The 17,030-nt window shown below is 61.1% G+C and carries 15 protein-coding genes; 9 read left to right on the top strand and 6 right to left on the bottom strand.

The features are described from left to right. The first annotated feature begins 2 nt into the window (after positions 1 to 2). The gene (locus tag DYL61_RS00770; protein ID WP_105696745.1) at positions 3 to 545 is read left to right on the top strand and encodes a DUF2937 family protein; all 543 of its coding nucleotides are present in this window, start codon (positions 3 to 5) and stop codon (positions 543 to 545) included. 130 nt (positions 546 to 675) lie between these two features. Here the strand turns inward: DYL61_RS00770 and DYL61_RS00765 are convergent, their stop codons facing one another. After that, positions 676 to 1,608 carry a LysR family transcriptional regulator gene (locus tag DYL61_RS00765; RefSeq protein ID WP_135306796.1) on the bottom strand — a complete coding sequence of 311 codons (933 nt, stop codon included), beginning with the start codon at positions 1,606 to 1,608 and terminating at the stop codon, positions 676 to 678. 176 nt (positions 1,609 to 1,784) lie between these two features. Between DYL61_RS00765 and DYL61_RS00760 the strand changes: the two genes are divergently transcribed. From DYL61_RS00760 to DYL61_RS00750, 3 genes are read left to right on the top strand one after another with little or no spacing between them, the layout of a single operon-like run. Further along, positions 1,785 to 2,525, top strand: a complete 741-nt coding sequence (locus DYL61_RS00760; RefSeq protein WP_135306795.1) for a 5-oxoprolinase subunit PxpA — start codon at positions 1,785 to 1,787, stop codon at positions 2,523 to 2,525. Then, positions 2,522 to 3,226, top strand: a complete 705-nt coding sequence (locus DYL61_RS00755) for a 5-oxoprolinase subunit B family protein (protein ID WP_135306794.1) — start codon at positions 2,522 to 2,524, stop codon at positions 3,224 to 3,226. The genes DYL61_RS00760 and DYL61_RS00755 overlap by 4 nt, the downstream gene beginning before the upstream one ends. Next, a complete protein-coding gene (locus DYL61_RS00750; RefSeq protein ID WP_135306793.1) occupies positions 3,223 to 4,137 on the top strand; it encodes a 5-oxoprolinase subunit C family protein in 915 nt (304 codons plus the stop codon). The genes DYL61_RS00755 and DYL61_RS00750 overlap by 4 nt, the downstream gene beginning before the upstream one ends. A 152-nt stretch (positions 4,138 to 4,289) precedes the next feature. On the opposite strand, the gene DYL61_RS00745 is transcribed toward DYL61_RS00750, so the two are convergent. The 3 genes from DYL61_RS00745 to DYL61_RS00735 form a co-directional block, all read right to left on the bottom strand. Beyond that, the gene (locus DYL61_RS00745) at positions 4,290 to 5,468 is read right to left on the bottom strand and encodes a vWA domain-containing protein (RefSeq protein ID WP_135306792.1); all 1,179 of its coding nucleotides are present in this window, start codon (positions 5,466 to 5,468) and stop codon (positions 4,290 to 4,292) included. After that, the gene (locus DYL61_RS00740) at positions 5,468 to 6,313 is read right to left on the bottom strand and encodes an AAA family ATPase (RefSeq protein WP_034112447.1); all 846 of its coding nucleotides are present in this window, start codon (positions 6,311 to 6,313) and stop codon (positions 5,468 to 5,470) included. The genes DYL61_RS00745 and DYL61_RS00740 overlap by 1 nt, the downstream gene beginning before the upstream one ends. Before the next feature lie 247 nt (positions 6,314 to 6,560). Continuing rightward, positions 6,561 to 7,637: a DUF748 domain-containing protein gene (locus DYL61_RS00735; protein WP_135306791.1), complete on the bottom strand. Its 1,077-nt coding sequence runs from the start codon at positions 7,635 to 7,637 to the stop codon at positions 6,561 to 6,563. 126 nt (positions 7,638 to 7,763) lie between these two features. On the opposite strand from DYL61_RS00735, the gene cysK reads away from it, so the two are divergent. Next, positions 7,764 to 8,738 carry a cysteine synthase A gene (gene cysK, locus DYL61_RS00730; protein WP_135306790.1) on the top strand — a complete coding sequence of 325 codons (975 nt, stop codon included), beginning with the start codon at positions 7,764 to 7,766 and terminating at the stop codon, positions 8,736 to 8,738. 85 nt (positions 8,739 to 8,823) lie between these two features. After that, positions 8,824 to 9,762 (top strand): aspartyl/asparaginyl beta-hydroxylase domain-containing protein, encoded by a 939-nt coding sequence (locus DYL61_RS00725; RefSeq protein ID WP_135306789.1) that lies wholly within the window; start codon positions 8,824 to 8,826, stop codon positions 9,760 to 9,762. Positions 9,763 to 9,894: 132 nt separating this feature from the next. On the opposite strand, the gene acnA is transcribed toward DYL61_RS00725, so the two are convergent. Further along, positions 9,895 to 12,636, bottom strand: coding sequence for an aconitate hydratase AcnA (gene acnA / locus DYL61_RS00720; RefSeq protein WP_135306788.1), 2,742 nt, complete (start codon positions 12,634 to 12,636; stop codon positions 9,895 to 9,897). A gap of 196 nt (positions 12,637 to 12,832) precedes the next feature. On the opposite strand from acnA, the gene rlmM reads away from it, so the two are divergent. Both rlmM and tusA read left to right on the top strand, forming a co-directional pair. Then, the gene (gene rlmM, locus DYL61_RS00715; protein ID WP_135306787.1) at positions 12,833 to 13,909 is read left to right on the top strand and encodes a 23S rRNA (cytidine(2498)-2'-O)-methyltransferase RlmM; all 1,077 of its coding nucleotides are present in this window, start codon (positions 12,833 to 12,835) and stop codon (positions 13,907 to 13,909) included. A 143-nt stretch (positions 13,910 to 14,052) separates the two neighbouring features. Further along, positions 14,053 to 14,304, top strand: a complete 252-nt coding sequence (gene tusA, locus DYL61_RS00710; protein WP_135306786.1) for a sulfurtransferase TusA — start codon at positions 14,053 to 14,055, stop codon at positions 14,302 to 14,304. On the opposite strand, the gene DYL61_RS00705 is transcribed toward tusA, so the two are convergent. Beyond that, positions 14,301 to 15,695, bottom strand: coding sequence for an MATE family efflux transporter (locus DYL61_RS00705; RefSeq protein WP_135306785.1), 1,395 nt, complete (start codon positions 15,693 to 15,695; stop codon positions 14,301 to 14,303). The two genes, tusA and DYL61_RS00705, sit on opposite strands and share 4 nt — an antisense overlap. A gap of 190 nt (positions 15,696 to 15,885) precedes the next feature. Here DYL61_RS00705 and pdxB point away from each other — a divergent pair, with 190 nt between their 5' ends. Beyond that, complete coding sequence (gene pdxB / locus DYL61_RS00700) at positions 15,886 to 17,028, top strand: 4-phosphoerythronate dehydrogenase PdxB (protein WP_135306784.1); 1,143 nt, start codon at positions 15,886 to 15,888, stop codon at positions 17,026 to 17,028. Positions 17,029 to 17,030: the final 2 nt, after the last annotated feature.

Raw genomic sequence — 17,030 nt, 5'->3', positions numbered from 1 at the left:
CCATGTTGCTCAGCTATCTGCGGTTGGTGTTGTTTGCCATCGGTTTGTTGGTCGGCGTACAGGTGCCGGGGTTTATCAACGATTACGCCAAGCGCGTCGAGGCTCACCTGATCGAGGCCCAGACCGGCCTGCGTGGGTTTGAATCCACCGCACAGCAGTTCTTCAATGGCGACTTGAAAGCCTTGGTCGCGCATTACCGCGCCAGCGATGATCCCGTGTTCCAGAGCGACGCCAGCAGTCTCGGCGCCATGCTCGATCGCCAGGTGGCGCTGGATAAGCAGTTCCAGGCCATGCAAGGGCCGTGGTACATCCGCGCGCTGCAAGTGGCGGTGGCGGCTGATCCGGATATTCGCCTGGAGACCTGGAATGGCTACAGCTACCAGATCCTGCTGACGCCGGAGGCCATGGGCTGGGGGTTGGGCGGGGCGATGCTATTGTCATTCGGGTTGGAATGCCTGTTCCGCCTGATCGACTGGGTGGTGCTGGGCGGCAAGCGTTTGCGCCAGAGCCGGCCGATCGAAGAGCGGGACCTCAAAGGCCTCTAACATCCAACTCGGTCAAGTGTGGGAGGGGGCTTGCCCCCGATGGCAGTGGGTCAGTCAATACATCTGTGACTGAAGCACCGCTATCGGGGGCAAGTCGAATCGTCGCACCGCCCCTCCCACATTTGAATCTCTATTTTTTCAGTGAGGTTTGTGGGCTCAGTTGCATTCTGTCTTCGCCGACTTCTTCGGCATACCGCGCGACCACCTTCTGACACAACCCCACAATCTCCTCCACCAACTCCACCCCCACCCGCCACGACACCACCACCTGCAAATTCGGCAGTCGCTGCTCCATTGGCAGCATCACCAAATCCCCCCGCGCCAACTCCTCCATCACCAGCACCGGCGGCAGCGCGCCAATGCCGAAGCCATCGCGCAACAACCGGGTAATCGCCGATACCGAGTTCACGCAGTTCATGCGCGGCGCTGCCACGCCGTTGGCTTGCATCAAGCTCAACACGTCCTGGTGCGGGTGGGAGTTTTTCGAATAAGTGATGATGCGTTCCTGGGCCAGTTCGGCCAGGGAGGCGTAGTCGCGGTGGTAGATCGACTGGCTGGCGACGATCCAGGCCATGGGGTGGCTGCACAGTTCCAGGCTGCGCACGGTTTCGAGGCGCAGCAGGTCGGTTTGCAGGATCAGGTCGAGGAAGCCTTTTTGCAACTGATCGCTGAGGTTGAGCGCGGTATCGGCGACCAACTCGATTTCCACCAGCGGGAAATGGTCCATCAACTCGGCCACCAACGGGCTGAGCCAGGTGTGGATCACCGTGTCCATTGCGCCGATACGGATACGCCCGACCTTGCTGCTGGTGGTTTCCAGGGACTGCTTCAAGCCCTGCATGGTCACCAGCATCTGTTCGGCGTAGTCGAGCACCTTCAAGCCTTCCGGGGTCAGGCTCACACCGCGTGAGTCGCGCAGAAACAACTTCACCCCCAGCTCGGTTTCCAGTACCGCGATGCGGCTGGAAATCGACGCCTGGGTGGTGAACAGCTTCTCGGCGGTCAGGCGAAAGCTCTTGAGCTTGGCCACCCAGACGAAGGTTTCGAGGAACTTCAAATTCATGGGATCAACTTTTTCTTATGCATGGATCGGTTTTTATTAGTTGGACGCCGCACGGGGCCAGCGCCAAAAATCGAGCTATTCCACGATAAGCGCCGTGGGGGTGTCAGGACAAGTTGCGAGTTCTGCGTAAAAAATCCCACACTACAAAAAAATAATGCCTACAGGAGTGCCCTACAGTGAGCCGCCTGCTATTGAATTGCGACATCGGCGAAAGCTTTGGCAACTGGACCATGGGTCTGGACGCCGAGGTCATGCCGTTCATCGATTGCGCCAACGTGGCCTGCGGCTTTCATGCCGGCGACCCGAGCATCATGCGCAAGACTGTGAGCCTGGCGCTCAAGCATGGCGTGCAAGTAGGCGCACACCCGGCGTATCAGGACCTGCAAGGGTTTGGTCGCCGTTCGATGGCCTACACACCCCAGGAAATCCAGGACCTGTTGCACTACCAGATCGGCGCCCTCGATGGCATCTGCCGCGCCCAAGGGGCGCGCGTCAGCTACGTCAAGCCCCATGGCGCGATGTACAACGACATGATGGCCAACCCGGCGCAGTTGCGTGCCGTGATCCAGGCCATCGCCGCCTACGGCGACTTGCCGCTGATGCTGCTGGCCACCCGCGACAACAGCGCAGCGCAGGCCTTGGGCGATGAGTACGGCGTCACCCTGTGGTTTGAAGCCTTCGCCGACCGCGCCTACGACAACCGGGGCCATCTGGTGTCGCGCCAACTGCCGGGCGCCGTACACCACGATGCCGAGACCATCGTGCAGCAAGCCTTGACCCTTTCCCGTGGCGAAGTGCTGACCGCCAGCGACGGCAGCCCACTGCTGCTGCAAGCCAACACCCTGTGCGTGCACGGCGACAACGCCAGTTCGATCGCCGCCGTGCAGCGCATCCGTGAGGCCTTGAAGCCCGCATGAAGCCACGGATTGAAGTAGTCGCCATCGACTGCCTGATGGTGCGTCTGTTTGATGTGATCGCCGAAGCCAACATGCCGTGGATGCTCGCGGCCACCCAGCGTCTGCGCGCAGGTTTCGGCGCGGCGTTGGTGGACCTGGTGCCGTCCTACACCACCTTGATGGTGCATTACGACCTCACCGCACTGAGCCCGGCCCGGGCGCGGGAGCTGATTGACCAGGCACTGACCGACCTGCAACCGCAGGCCCAGGGCAGCGGCCAGTGCCATGTGCTGCCGGTGTGGTACGACCTGAGCGTCGGCCCCGAACTGACCTTGCTCAGCCAGCGTAGCGGCCTGTCGGTGAGCGATGTGATCCGTCGCCACAGCGCCCATGAATACCAGGTGTTTGCCCTCGGTTTCGCACCGGGTTTCGCCTTTATGGGGTTGGTGGATGAAATCCTCGCCACCCCTCGGCTCAACACCCCGCGTAAACGCGTAGCGGCGGGCAGTGTCGGCATTGCCGAACGACAAACCGCCGCTTACCCCGTGGTGTCGCCGGGCGGCTGGAACCTGATCGGCCGCACCCCGGCCAAATTGTTCGACCGCGAGCGTGACGGCTATAGCTTGATGCAGCCCGGCGACACGGTGCGTTTCGAAGCGGTCGATCATGCGGAATTTATAAAATTGGGTGGCGATGACACGCCGTTGGAGGCGCAGGCATGAGCCGCTTGATCATCGAGGCCAGCACGCCGCTGTGCCTGTTGCAGGACGCCGGTCGTTTCGGCGTGCGCCACCTGGGTGTGACCCAGGGCGGGGCGCTGGATTGGGTGTCGATGTCTTGGGCCAACTGGCTGCTGGGCAATGCGCTGGACGCGCCGGTGGTGGAAATCACCCTGGGCGGCTTTACCGTGTTGGCCGAGGATTATTGCCTGCTGGCCCTGGCCGGTGCCGACTTGGGCGCCTTCATCGACGAGCGCGCCATCAGCCCCGGCCGCAGTTTTATCCTGCAAAAGGGCCAGCGTTTGCGCTTCACCCAGCCGTTCAACGGCGCGCGGGCTTACCTGGCGGCGCCGGGCGGGTTTAATGCGCCGCAGGTGCTGGGCAGTTGCGCCACGGTGGTGCGTGAGGAACTGGGTGGCGTGGATGGGTTTGGCAAAGCGTTGGTCGAAGGCGGGCGCTTGGCCTACTCCGGCGTAGGCGGTGCGATGAAGGTGTTAAGCGAACCGAATCTGCCGGCCAAGGCGGCACTGGATGTCATCGTCGGTGCGCAAATCGGCCAATTCAGCGGGCAAAGCCTGTTTGATGCGTTCAATACCGAATGGTCGCTGGACAGCCGTGCCGACCGCATGGGCATGCGCTTGCTGGGCACGCCGTTGCAGTACCAGGGGCCGTCGCTGATTTCCGAGGGGATTCCGTTGGGGGCGATCCAGGTGCCGCCGGATGGGCAGCCGATTGTGTTGCTTAATGATCGGCAGACCATTGGTGGTTACCCGCGTTTGGGCGCGTTGACGCCGTTGTCGTTGGCACGGTTGGCGCAGTGTCTGCCGGGGGAGAAGGTGAGGTTGGCGCCGGTGGTGCAGGAGACGGCGCATCGGCAGCATGTCGACTTTTTGCAGAAGTTCGCCACGCTCTGAGTAACACAGAGGACCAAATGTGGGAGGGGGCTTGCCCCCGATGGCGGTGGATCAGCTACCTATTACTTGGCTGACACACTGCTATCGGGGGCAAGTCGAATCGTCGCACCGCCCCTCCCACATTTGATTGGCTACATTCTCTGAATCTTCACTCACTTCGAGAGAAAACGCATTCCTTCTTCCAACCCCCGCAACGTCAGCGGATACATCTGATCCTCCACCAACTCCCGCACAATCCCCGTCGACGCGGTATACCCCCAGGTGTCCTTCGGGTACGGGTTAATCCAGATCAGCTTCTTGTACTTGGCCATGAAGCGCTGCATCCACACGTAGCCCGGCTCTTCATTCCAATGCTCGACGCTGCCGCCAGCCTGGGTAATCTCATACGGCGCCATCGACGCATCGCCGATAAAGATCACTTTGTAGTCCGCGCCGTACTTGTGCAGCAGGTCCTGGGTCGAGGTGCGTTCCGAAGTGCGGCGCTGGTTGTTCTTCCACACCGACTCGTACACGAAGTTATGGAAGTAGAAGTACTCCAGGTGCTTGAACTCGGTCTTGCAGGCCGAGAACAATTCTTCGCAGATCTTCACGTGGGCATCCATCGAACCGCCGATATCGAACAACAGCAGCAGCTTGATGGTGTTGCGCCGCTCCGGACGCATCTGGATATTCAGCAAGCCGGCATCGCGGGCGGTGTGGTCGATGGTGCCATCGATGTCCAGTTCTTCCGCCGCGCCCTGGCGTGCGAACTTGCGCAGGCGGCGCAGGGCCACTTTGATGTTGCGCGTGCCCAGTTCCACCTGGTCGTCGAGGTTCTTGTACTCGCGCTGGTCCCAGACCTTCACCGCCTTGCCCTGGCGTTTGCCGGCGTCGCCGACGCGAATGCCTTCCGGGTTATAGCCGCCGGAGCCGAACGGGCTGGTGCCGCCGGTGCCGATCCATTTGTTGCCGCCGGCGTGGCGTTCCTTCTGTTCTTCCAGGCGCTTTTTGAATTCCTCGATCAACTTGTCGAGGCCGCCAAGAGATTGGATCTGTGCGCGCTCCTCGTCGGTCAGCGAGCGCTCGAACTCCTTGCGCAGCCACTCTTCGGGGATCAACGCCTGCAAGTGGTCGTCGAGCTTTTCCAGGCCGTTGAAATACGCGGCGAAGGCCCGGTCGAACTTGTCGAAATGCCGCTCGTCCTTCACCAGGATTGCCCGGGCCAAGTAATAAAACTCGTCCATGTCGGCGAAGGTCACGCGCATTTTCAGCGCGTTGATCAGGTCGAGCAGCTCGCGCACCGACACCGGCACCTTGGCGGCGCGCATTTCATTGAACAGGTTGAGCAGCATCAGCGATTACCGCGACGGCTCATGAACGCCAGACGCTCCAGCAACTGCACGTCTTGCTCGTTCTTCACCAGGGCGCCGGCCAGGGGCGGGATGGCCTTGGTCGGGTCGCGTTCGCGCAGCACGGCTTCACCGATGTTGTCGGCCATCAGCAGCTTGAGCCAGTCCACCAATTCCGAGGTGGACGGTTTTTTCTTCAAGCCTGGCACTTTGCGCACGTCGAAAAACACGTCCAGCGCTTCGCTGACCAGGTCTTTCTTGATGTCGGGGTAGTGCACATCGACGATTTTTTGCAGGGTGGTGCGGTCGGGGAAGGCGATGTAGTGGAAGAAGCAGCGACGCAGGAACGCGTCCGGCAGCTCTTTTTCGTTGTTGGAGGTAATAATGATGATCGGGCGTTTCTTGGCCTTGATGGTCTCGTCGATTTCGTAGACGTAGAACTCCATCTTGTCGAGTTCTTGCAGCAGGTCGTTGGGGAATTCGATGTCGGCCTTGTCGATTTCATCGATCAGCAGGATTACCCGCTCGTCGGATTCGAACGCTTCCCAGAGCTTGCCCTTTTTCAGGTAGTTGCGCACGTCGTGCACCTTGTCCACGCCCAGTTGCGAGTCGCGCAGGCGGCTCACCGCATCGTACTCGTACAGGCCCTGGTGGGCCTTGGTGGTGGACTTGATGTGCCAGGTGATCAGCTTGGCACCGAAGGACTCGGCCAGTTGCTCGGCGAGCATGGTCTTGCCGGTGCCGGGCTCGCCCTTGACCAGCAGCGGCCGCTCCAGGGTGATGGCGGCGTTGACGGCCAGTTTCAGGTCATCGGTAGCCACATAGGCCTGGGTGCCTTCGAACTTCATCGGTGTTTCCTCGCATTCATCAATGCCCGGACTATACCGCGCAGCCCCGGCGACTGTGAACGCAGACGGGTTATTCAGTCTCTGAATGGCCAGTCACTCCACAACCTGAATGTGTATGCAGGAAAATGTGGGAGGGGGCTTGCCCCCGATAGCAGTGTGTCAGTCAACACATCAATAACTGAACCACCGCTATCGGGGGCAAGTCGAATCGTCGCACCGCCCCTCCCACATTGGTCGGCTTCCACATTTAATCTGCGCTCGGCTTGGGTTGCTCGTAGCGCGCGTTAAACGCCTGGATAAACCCATTACGCAAAATCGCCAAAAACGCAGAAAACGCGCTGATATTCTGCTGATGCACGCTGCCACTCAGCTCCACGCGGGTGGCAAACTGGTTTTTGCGCTGGTTTTTCAGCACGGTCTCACTGGCACCCACGACCGCCTCCCAGATCGAGCGAAAGATATTCTTGTCCTTGTTTTCCACGTCCTGCTGCCAGTCGAACACTTCCACATCCCGCAGCAGCGGCTTGATATAGCCGGTGAGTTGGCCTTTTTCGGCCTGGGCTTCGATCACCACATCGCCGCTGCCGGCCTTGAAATCAAACTTGCCATAGGCCGAGGCGAAGTCGTTCATGCGTTTGAGTTGCAAGTCCTTGGCGCGAAAGCGGAACTCGAAGTTCTCGAAATTGCTCAGCGGATCAAAGGTGGCGGTGGCTTCCAGCGGGGCCTGGCCTTGCAGCAGGGCCTTGCCTTCGAAGCGGGCGTCGCGCTTGCCCTTGAGGTCGACCACGTTGGTGAGGTTGTAGAAGCTGGCGTTGACCGCTGTAGCGTTGATATTCACCGGTGGCTTGGAGTTGAAGTTACGAAAGGCGATCTTGCCGTCTTCGATGCGCACTTCATCAAGGGTGATGGGCAACAGCTTGCCCAGTTGCTCGCGCCAGTCGGTGCCCTGGCCGGTCTGGGACGCCTGTTTGTTGGCGCCGCCGTCGACGAAGTTCACCTCGGGGTTGATAAAGCGCACCTTGGCCACCACCGCATGTTCATTGATCAGCGATGACCAGCTCACTGCCAGGTCGATCAACGGCGCCTTGACGAACGGCACCGGCACCTTGCCGTCGACCTTGACGATCTCCAGGCCGTTGATCTTGTAGGCGCCGCGCCACAGCGCCAGGTCGACATCGGCCACCTGGCCACGGTAGTCGCCCATGTCGGCAAGCTTGTCGTTCAAGTAGTTGCGCACCAGATAGGGCAGGGCGAGGTCCAGAATGACCAGCAGCACCACCAGCCCGGCAATGGTCCAGAGTGGCCAGCTGTAGCGACGTTTCATGGGGTGTTCTCCGTACAAGTAGGCGATTGACCGCTGGAGAACGCGCAACGTTCCTCTGACTGGACGCTTTGCACCTCGAGGCATACCCTTGTGGCCTTCCTGAACACCGCCACTATAGGACCCGTTATGAGCCGCATCTTTGCAGACAACGCGCACTCCATCGGTAATACGCCCCTGGTTCAGATCAACCGTATCGCACCGCGTGGCGTGACCATCCTGGCCAAGATCGAAGGGCGTAACCCGGGCTATTCGGTGAAGTGCCGCATTGGCGCCAACATGATCTGGGATGCAGAAAGCACCGGCAAACTCAAGCCGGGCATGACCATTGTCGAACCGACCTCCGGCAATACGGGGATTGGCCTGGCCTTTGTCGCCGCCGCCCGTGGCTATAAATTGCTGCTGACCATGCCGGCGTCCATGAGCATCGAGCGCCGCAAAGTGCTCAAGGCCCTCGGCGCCGAACTGGTGTTGACCGAACCTGCCAAGGGCATGAAGGGCGCCATCGAAAAAGCCGCTGAAATCGTTGCAAGCGACCCGGCCCAGTACTTTATGCCGAGCCAGTTCGAAAACCCGGCCAACCCGGCGATCCACGAGAAAACCACCGGTCCGGAAATCTGGAACGACACCGACGGCGCCGTGGACGTGCTGGTGGCGGGCGTGGGCACCGGAGGCACCATCACCGGTGTGTCGCGTTACATCAAGAACATCGCGGGCAAGCCGATCCTGTCGGTGGCCGTCGAGCCGATTGTGTCGCCAGTGATCACCCAGGCCCTGGCCGGTGAAGAGATCAAGCCCAGTCCCCACAAGATCCAGGGCATCGGCGCCGGTTTTGTGCCGAAGAACCTCGACTTGTCCATGGTGGACCGCGTGGAGCTGGCCAGCGATGAAGAATCCAAGGCCATGGCCCTGCGCCTGATGCAGGAAGAGGGGATTCTGTGCGGTATCTCCTGCGGCGCGGCAATGGCCGTGGCGGTGCGTCTGGCGCAGAAACCGGAGATGCAGGGCAAGACTATCGTGGTGATTTTGCCGGACTCCGGCGAGCGCTACCTGTCGAGCATGCTGTTCAGCGATCTGTTTACCGAGCAGGAAAACCAGGCTTGACGTGTGTCAGCACCCAGACCTTGGGCCTTCTGCATACTGGCTCAAGTGTTTATGATGCCCGGCGCATATTTTCAGGAGTTGCTGCATGACCTTTTCTTTGGCCGCCAAGCTGTCGGTGTTGCTGGTGTTTATCGGCAGCACCTTGTACGTGCACCTGCGCGGCAAGGCCCGTTTGCCGGTGTTGCGCCAGTTCGTCAACCATTCGGCGCTGTTCGCCCCGTATAACGCCTTGATGTACCTGTTTTCGGCGGTGCCGTCCAAGCCGTACCTGGACCGCAGCAAATTCCCGGAACTGGATGTACTCAAGGACAACTGGGAAGTGATCCGCGAAGAGGCCATGCACCTGTTTGACGAGGGCTATATCCGCGCCGCCGAAAAGAACAACGACGCCGGTTTCGGTTCGTTCTTCAAGAAGGGCTGGAAGCGTTTCTACCTCAAGTGGTACGACAAACCGTTGCCCTCGGCCGAGGCGCTGTGCCCGAAGACCGTGGCGTTGGTCAGCAGCATTCCCAATGTGAAAGGCGCGATGTTCGCGCTGTTGCCGGGTGGCAGCCACCTGAACCCGCACCGTGATCCGTTCGCCGGTTCCCTGCGTTATCACTTGGGCTTGTCCACGCCGAACTCCGATGCTTGCCGCATCTTTGTCGATGGCGAAGAGTACGCCTGGCGTGACGGTGACGACGTGATGTTCGACGAAACCTACGTGCACTGGGTGAAGAACGAAACCGAAATGACCCGTGTGATCCTGTTCTGCGACATCGAGCGACCACTGAGCAATGGCCTGATGACCCGCGTCAACCGTTGGGTCAGCAAACAACTGGGCCGCGCCACGGCGCCGCAGAACCTGGACGATGAACGTGTGGGCGGGATCAACCAGGCGTATGCCTGGAGCAAGACGTTCAGCGACAAGTTCAGTGGGGTGGTGAAGCAGTGGAAGCGCAAGCATCCCAAGGCGTATCGCATTGCTCGGCCTGTGTTGGCGGTGGTTGTGCTGGTGCTGCTGTGGAAGTGGTTGTTCGGCTGATCTCAAACTGTCAATACAGTCAAAATGTGGGAGGGGGCTTGCCCCCGATTGCGGTGTGTCAGGCTAAGCATCTATACCTGACCCACTGCTATCGGGGGCAAGCCCCCTCCCACATTTGATCTCCAGTGTTCTTTAGCTGGCAATCAGTTGCCGCAGTACGTAATGCAGGATGCCGCCGGACTTGAAGTATTCCACTTCATTGAGCGTATCAATCCGACACAACACATCGACCTTCTCTGTACTGCCATCCTCCCGCGTAATCACCAGCGTCAGGTTCATCCGCGGCACGATCTCCACGCCCGTCAGCCCCAGCACATCAATCTTCTCCTTACCCGTGAGCTTAAGCGTCTTGCGGTTCTGATCCAGCTTGAACTGCAACGGCAACACGCCCATGCCCACCAGGTTGGAACGGTGAATCCGCTCGAAACTCTCGGCAATCACCGCCTTCACGCCCAGCAGGTTGGTGCCCTTGGCCGCCCAGTCACGGCTGGAGCCGGTGCCGTATTCCTGCCCCGCAATCACCACCAGCGGCGTACCCGACGCCTGGTATTTCATCGACGCATCGTAGATCGCCATCTTTTCGCCAGTAGGGATGTACAGCGTGTTGCCGCCTTCCTCACCGCCGAGCATTTCATTGCGGATACGGATATTGGCAAAGGTGCCGCGCATCATCACTTCATGGTTGCCCCGGCGTGAGCCGTAGGAGTTGAAGTCCCGCGGCTCTACGCCTTGCGCGCGCAGGTAGCGCCCGGCGGGGCTGTCGGCCTTGATATTGCCGGCGGGGGAGATGTGGTCGGTGGTCACCGAGTCGCCCAGCAGGGCCAGCACGTTGGCGCCCTTGACGTCCTTGATCACTGGCAACGGCCCGGCAATATCGTCGAAGAACGGCGGATGCTGGATATAGGTGGAGTCCTTCTGCCACACATAGGTGGCGGCTTGCGGCACTTCAATGGCTTGCCACTGCGCGTCCCCGGCAAACACCTCGGCGTATTCCTTGTGGAACATTTCGGTGTTGACCTGGGCCACGGCATCGGCGATCTCCTGGCTGCTCGGCCAGATGTCTTTGAGGTACACCGGCTTGCCGTCCTGATCGTTACCCAGCGGCTCGCTGCTGATATCGATACGCACGGTGCCCGCCAACGCATAGGCCACCACCAGTGGCGGCGAGGCCAGCCAGTTGGTTTTCACCAGCGGGTGCACGCGGCCTTCGAAGTTGCGGTTGCCGGACAGCACCGAAGCCACGGCGAGGTCGGCTTTCTGGATGGCTTTTTCAATCGGCTCGGGCAGTGGGCCGGAGTTGCCGATGCACGTCGTGCAGCCGTAACCCACCAGGTCGAAGCCGAGTTTGTCGAGGTATTGGGTGAGACCTGCGGCCTTGTAATAGTCGGTGACCACTTTGGAACCGGGGGCCAGGGAGCTTTTTACCCAGGGTTTGCGCGTCAGGCCTTTTTCCACGGCTTTTTTCGCCACCAGGCCGGCGGCCATCATCACGCTGGGGTTGGAGGTGTTGGTGCAGGACGTGATCGCGGCGATCACCACGGCGCCGTTTTTCAGGCGATAGGTCTGGCCGTCATATTCGTAGTCAGCTTCGCCCACCAGATCGGCATTGCCCACCGCCACACCGCCGCCGCCTTCACTTTCCAGGCGGCCGACTTCTTTACTGGCGGGTTTGAACTGCAGGTCGAGGAAATCGCTGAACGCTTGGCCGACATTCGGCAGTGCCACGCGGTCCTGCGGGCGTTTTGGTCCGGCGAGGCTGGCTTCGACGCTGCCCATGTCCAGCGCCAGGCTGTCGGTGAACACCGGTTCCTGGCCGGCGTTGCGCCACAGGCCTTGGGCCTTGGTGTAAGCCTCCACCAATTTCACGGTTTCGGACGGACGGCCGGACAGGCTCAAGTAGTCCAGCGTCACCTCATCCACCGGGAAAAAGCCGCAGGTGGCGCCGTATTCCGGGGCCATGTTGGCGATGGTGGCGCGGTCTGCCAGGGGCAGGTCGGCCAGGCCGTCGCCGTAGAATTCGACGAATTTGCCCACCACGCCTTTTTTGCGCAGCATCTGGGTCACCGTCAGCACCAGGTCGGTGGCGGTAATACCTTCTTTCAACTTGCCGGTGAGCTTGAAGCCGATCACTTCCGGGATCAGCATCGACACCGGCTGGCCGAGCATGGCGGCTTCCGCCTCAATCCCGCCCACACCCCAGCCGAGTACGCCGAGGCCGTTGATCATGGTGGTGTGGGAATCGGTGCCCACCAGGGTGTCGGGGAACGCATAGGTGCGGTCGTCTTCGTCCTTGGTCCACACGGTGCGGCCGAGGTATTCGAGGTTGACCTGGTGGCAGATGCCGGTGCCCGGCGGCACCACGCTGAAATTGTCGAAGGCGCTCTGGCCCCAGCGCAGGAAGGCGTAGCGTTCGCCGTTGCGCTGCATTTCAATATCGACGTTTTGCTCGAAGGCGTCGGGGTTGCCGAACTTGTCGACCATCACCGAGTGGTCGATCACCAGGTCCACCGGCGACAGCGGGTTGATGCGCTGCGGGTCGCCACCGGCCTTGGCCACGGCGGCACGCATGGCGGCCAGGTCGACCACGGCGGGTACGCCGGTAAAGTCCTGCATCAGCACGCGGGCGGGGCGGTATTGGATCTCGCGGTCGGACTGGCGCTCTTTGAGCCAGGCGGCAATCGCCTTGAGGTCGGCGCCGGTGACGGTCTTGTTGTCTTCCCAGCGCAGCAGGTTTTCCAGCAGCACCTTGAGGGACATCGGCAGCTTGTCCAGGTCACCCAGGCTCTTGGCGGCTTCGGGCAGGCTGAAGTAGTGGTAGGTTTTGCTGTCTATTTCCAGGGTCTTAAGGGTTCTCAGGCTATCAAGCGATGACATGACACGACTCCTTATGGTCCGCACGGCTACGGACCTGACGGGACGAACAGAGCTTTAAAGCTAGCCCTGTTTTCATTAGCAGGCTAATAACTGGACTCTATGGTTAAGTCCAAGGTTCCGAACTCGGCTATCATGCGCGCGTTTTCATGACAGACATTGCGATAGCGCAACATCCGTCGAGTCACCAGGAGAGTTGATGAACACCCTTTTTATGCACTGCCGCCCGGGTTTTGAAGGTGAAGTCTGTTCCGAGATCGCGGAACACGCCGCGCGCCTGAACGTTTCCGGCTACGCCAAGGCCAAGACCGGCAGCGCCTGCGCCGAATTTGTCTGCACCGAAGAAGACGGCGCCCAGCGCCTGATGCACGGCCAACGCTTTGCCGAGCTGATCTTCCCAAGGCAGTGGGCGCGCGGGGTATTTATCGACCTGCCGGAAACCGACCGTATCAGCGTGATCCTCGCCCACCTGCAAGATTTCCCGGTGTGCGGCAGCCTGTGGCTGGAGATGGTCGACACCAACGACGGCAAGGAACTGTCGAACTTCTGCAAGAAATTCGAAGTGCACCTGCGCAAAGCCTTGCTCAACGCCGGCAAGCTGGTGGACGACCCGAGCAAGCCGCGCCTGTTGCTGACGTTCAAGAGTGGCCGCGAAGTGTTTATGGGCCTGGCCGAGTCGAACAACTCGGCGATGTGGCCCATGGGCATCCCGCGACTCAAGTTCCCGCGTGAAGCGCCGAGCCGCTCGACCTTGAAGCTGGAAGAAGCCTGGCACCACTTTATCCCCCGCGACCAGTGGGACGAACGCCTCCATGGCGACATGACCGGTGTCGACCTGGGCGCGGCCCCTGGCGGTTGGACCTGGCAACTGGTTAACCGTGGCATGCTGGTGACCGCCATCGACAATGGCCCCATGGCCGAAAGCCTGATGGACACTGGCCTGGTGCAGCACTTGATGGCCGACGGTTTCACCTTCGTGCCCAAGCAGCCGGTGGACTGGATGGTCTGCGATATCGTCGAGAAACCGGCGCGCAATGCCGCCTTGCTGGAAACCTGGATCGGCGAGGGGCATTGCCGTGAGGCGGTGGTGAACCTCAAGTTACCGATGAAACAGCGATATGCCGAGGTGAAGCGTTTGCTGGAGCGTATCGAGGAAGGCTTTAAAGCGCGGGGTATCCGGGTGGAGATTGGCTGCAAGCAGCTGTATCACGACCGCGAGGAGGTGACGTGCCACTTGCGCCGCCTGGAAACCCCGAAGAAACCCAAGACCCGCTGATTTGAAGCCGAGCACAGCTCAAAATGTGGGAGCTGGCTTGCCTGCGATAGCGGTATAACTGTCTATATCTATGTTGAATGTGCCCCGGTCATCGCGGGCAAGCCCGCTCCCACACAAGAGCGGGCCGGTTTCAGGAGTGAGAGATGAGCCAAACCCAAGATCTACCCGTCGACGGCACCTTGGACGCCACCGGCCTCAACTGCCCGGAGCCGGTGATGATGCTGCACCAGCACATCCGCGACCTGCCGCCGGGCGGCTTGCTCAAGGTGATCGCCACCGACCCGTCCACCCGCCGTGACATTCCCAAGTTCTGCGTGTTCCTCGACCACGAGCTGGTGGATCAGCAGGAACAGGCTGGCACCTACCTGTACTGGATTCGCAAGAAGTCCGCTTAACCCTGCACCTTGGCGGCGCGGATGTATCGGCGTGCGCTGCGCGCCAGGCGCACCAGCAACATCCCCGCCGCGCAACTCAGGCCCACGATCAGGCCTTGCCACAAGCCGCTGGGGCCGCTGGGCTGGCCGAGCCAGTCGGTCAGCCCCAGGGCGTAACCCACCGGCAGCCCCACGCCCCAATAGGCGAACAACGTCAGCACCATGGTCACCCGGGTGTCCTGATAGCCCCGCAATGCACCGGCCGCCGTGACCTGGATCGAGTCCGAGAACTGGAACAGCGCGGAAAACACGATCAGCGTCGAGGCCAGGTGGATCACGATCGGGTCCGGGCTGTAGATCGCTGCAATCTGTTCGCGGAACACCAGCATCAGGCTGCAGGACAGGCACGCGTATGTCAGCGCCGTGCCGATGCCGACCCCGGCGGCGAAGCGCGCTTCACGCGGTTGCCCACGGCCCAGAGCCTGGCCGACGCGCACGGTGACGGCCATGCTCAGCGAATAAGGGATCATGAACACCAGGGAGCTGACGTTCAGCGCGATCTGATGGCCGGACACCACGGTGGCGCCCAGGCTGCCAATCAACAGGGCGATCACCGCAAAGATGCTCGACTCGGCAAAAATCGCCACGCCAATCGGCAGGCCGATGCCCAGCACGCGCTTGATCATCGCCCATTGCGGCCAGTCGAAGCGCTTGAACAGTTCGCTGCTCTGGTAAGCCGGGCCGAACCGCGTCCAGCCGGCCAGCCCAAGCATCATCACCCACATCGCAATGGCCGTGGCCCAGCCACAGCCCACGCCGCCCATGGCCGGTACGCCGAAGTGACCGTAGATGAAGATGTAGTTCAGAGGAATATTCAGCGCCAGGCCGCACAGGCCCATGACCATGCTGGGACGGGTGCGGCCCAGACCGTCGCTGAAGCAGCGCAATACGTAATAGAAGGCGATGGCCGGCATACCGGCAGCGATGCCGTGCAGGTAGCCCATGGACGGTTTGATCAGGTCGGCTTCGACCTTCATCGCGTGCAGGATCGGTTCGGCGCAGAGCAGCAACAGCGCTGCCGTAATCCCGACCACCAGCGCCAGCCATAGCGACTGACGCACCAACGGCCCAATCTCGCTGAACTGGCCGGCGCCATAGCGCTGGGCGACTTTCGGCGTAGTCGCCAGCAACGTACCGGTCATCAGCAGGTACACCGGAATCCAGATCGAATTGCCCAGGCCCACCGCCGCCAAGTCCTGCGGGCTGACGCGCCCGGCCATCACCGCATCGACGAAGCTCATGGCGGTGGTCGCCAGTTGACCAATCATGATCGGCAGGGCGAGCGTCAACAGGTCGCGCACTTCCCGGCTGATGCGGGCGGGGCGGGTGAGGGCGGTGGTGGCAGTGTTCACGTACGGGGTGTCCAGGAATAAGGGGAACGCAAGGACGGCGGATTCTACGCCTTGACGCATTGGTCAGGAAAAAACCTGTGTTGGGGATTTGTAAGCACTCCCCCGAACACTGTAGATCCACTGTGGGAGGGGGCTTGCCCCCTCCCACAGTGGATATGTGTACACTGCCCATCCGCCAAAGGAGCCTGCCATGCTGATTGTTGCCGACGAAAATATTCCGCTGCTCGATGCCTTCTTCGAAGGGTTTGGCGAGATCCGCCGCGTGCCCGGCCGTTCCATCGACCGCGCCACCGTCGAGCAGGCTGATGTCTTGCTGGTGCGCTCGGTGACCAACGTCAATCGTGCCTTGCTGGAAGGCAGCAAGGTGCGCTTTGTCGGCACCTGCACCATCGGCACCGATCACCTGGACCTCGACTACTTCCAGCAGGCCGGCATCCAGTGGTCCAGCGCACCGGGCTGTAACGCCCGTGGCGTGGTGGATTACGTGCTGGGCAGCCTGCAGACCCTGGCCGAGATCGAAGGCGCCGACCTCAACCAACGCACTTACGGCGTAGTGGGGGCCGGTGAAGTCGGTGGGCGACTGGTCAAGGTGCTCAAGGGCCTGGGGTGGAATGTATTGGTGTGTGACCCGCCGCGGCAGATCGCCGAGGACGGCGACTACGTCAGCCTGGAACAGATCATCGAGCAGTGCGATGTGATCAGCCTGCACACGCCACTGACCAAATCCGGCAATGGCTCGACCTGGCACTTGTTCGACCGTACACGCCTCAACCAGCTCAAGCCCGGTGCGTGGCTGATCAATGCCAGCCGTGGCCCGGTGGTGGATAACGCCGCCCTGCGCGAAGTGTTGCTGGAGCGCGAAGACCTGCAAGCGGTACTCGACGTCTGGGAAGGCGAGCCCGAAGTGGATGTCGACCTGGCAGACCTGTGCGTACTGGCTACGCCGCATATCGCCGGCTACAGCCTGGAAGGCCGCCAGCGCGGCACGGCGCAGATTTATCAGGCGTTCTGTGCACATCTGGGGCAGGCGCCGAGTATTCAGCTGAGTGACCTGTTGCCGCCGTTATGGTTGGCTGAAGTGCACCTGAATGCCGAGACCGATCCGGCGTGGGCATTGGCGACCCTGTGTCGCAGTGTGTTCGACCCGCGCCGGGATGATGCGGATTTCCGCCGCAGCCTGGTAGGCACAGTGGAAGAGCAGCGTAAGGCCTTCGACCTGCTGCGCAAGCACTATCCTGCACGCCGCGAGATCGACGGTTTGAAGGTGCGCATCAACGGCGAATCGGCGGCCTTGTCGCAGATCGTCGAGGCGTTGGGCGCTCAAGTCATTTAAAC

This window comes from Pseudomonas nabeulensis (assembly GCF_004682045.1).
In the GTDB taxonomy this organism is placed as follows: domain Bacteria; phylum Pseudomonadota; class Gammaproteobacteria; order Pseudomonadales; family Pseudomonadaceae; genus Aquipseudomonas; species Aquipseudomonas nabeulensis.
This window is presented reverse-complemented; position numbering and strand designations above follow the sequence as displayed.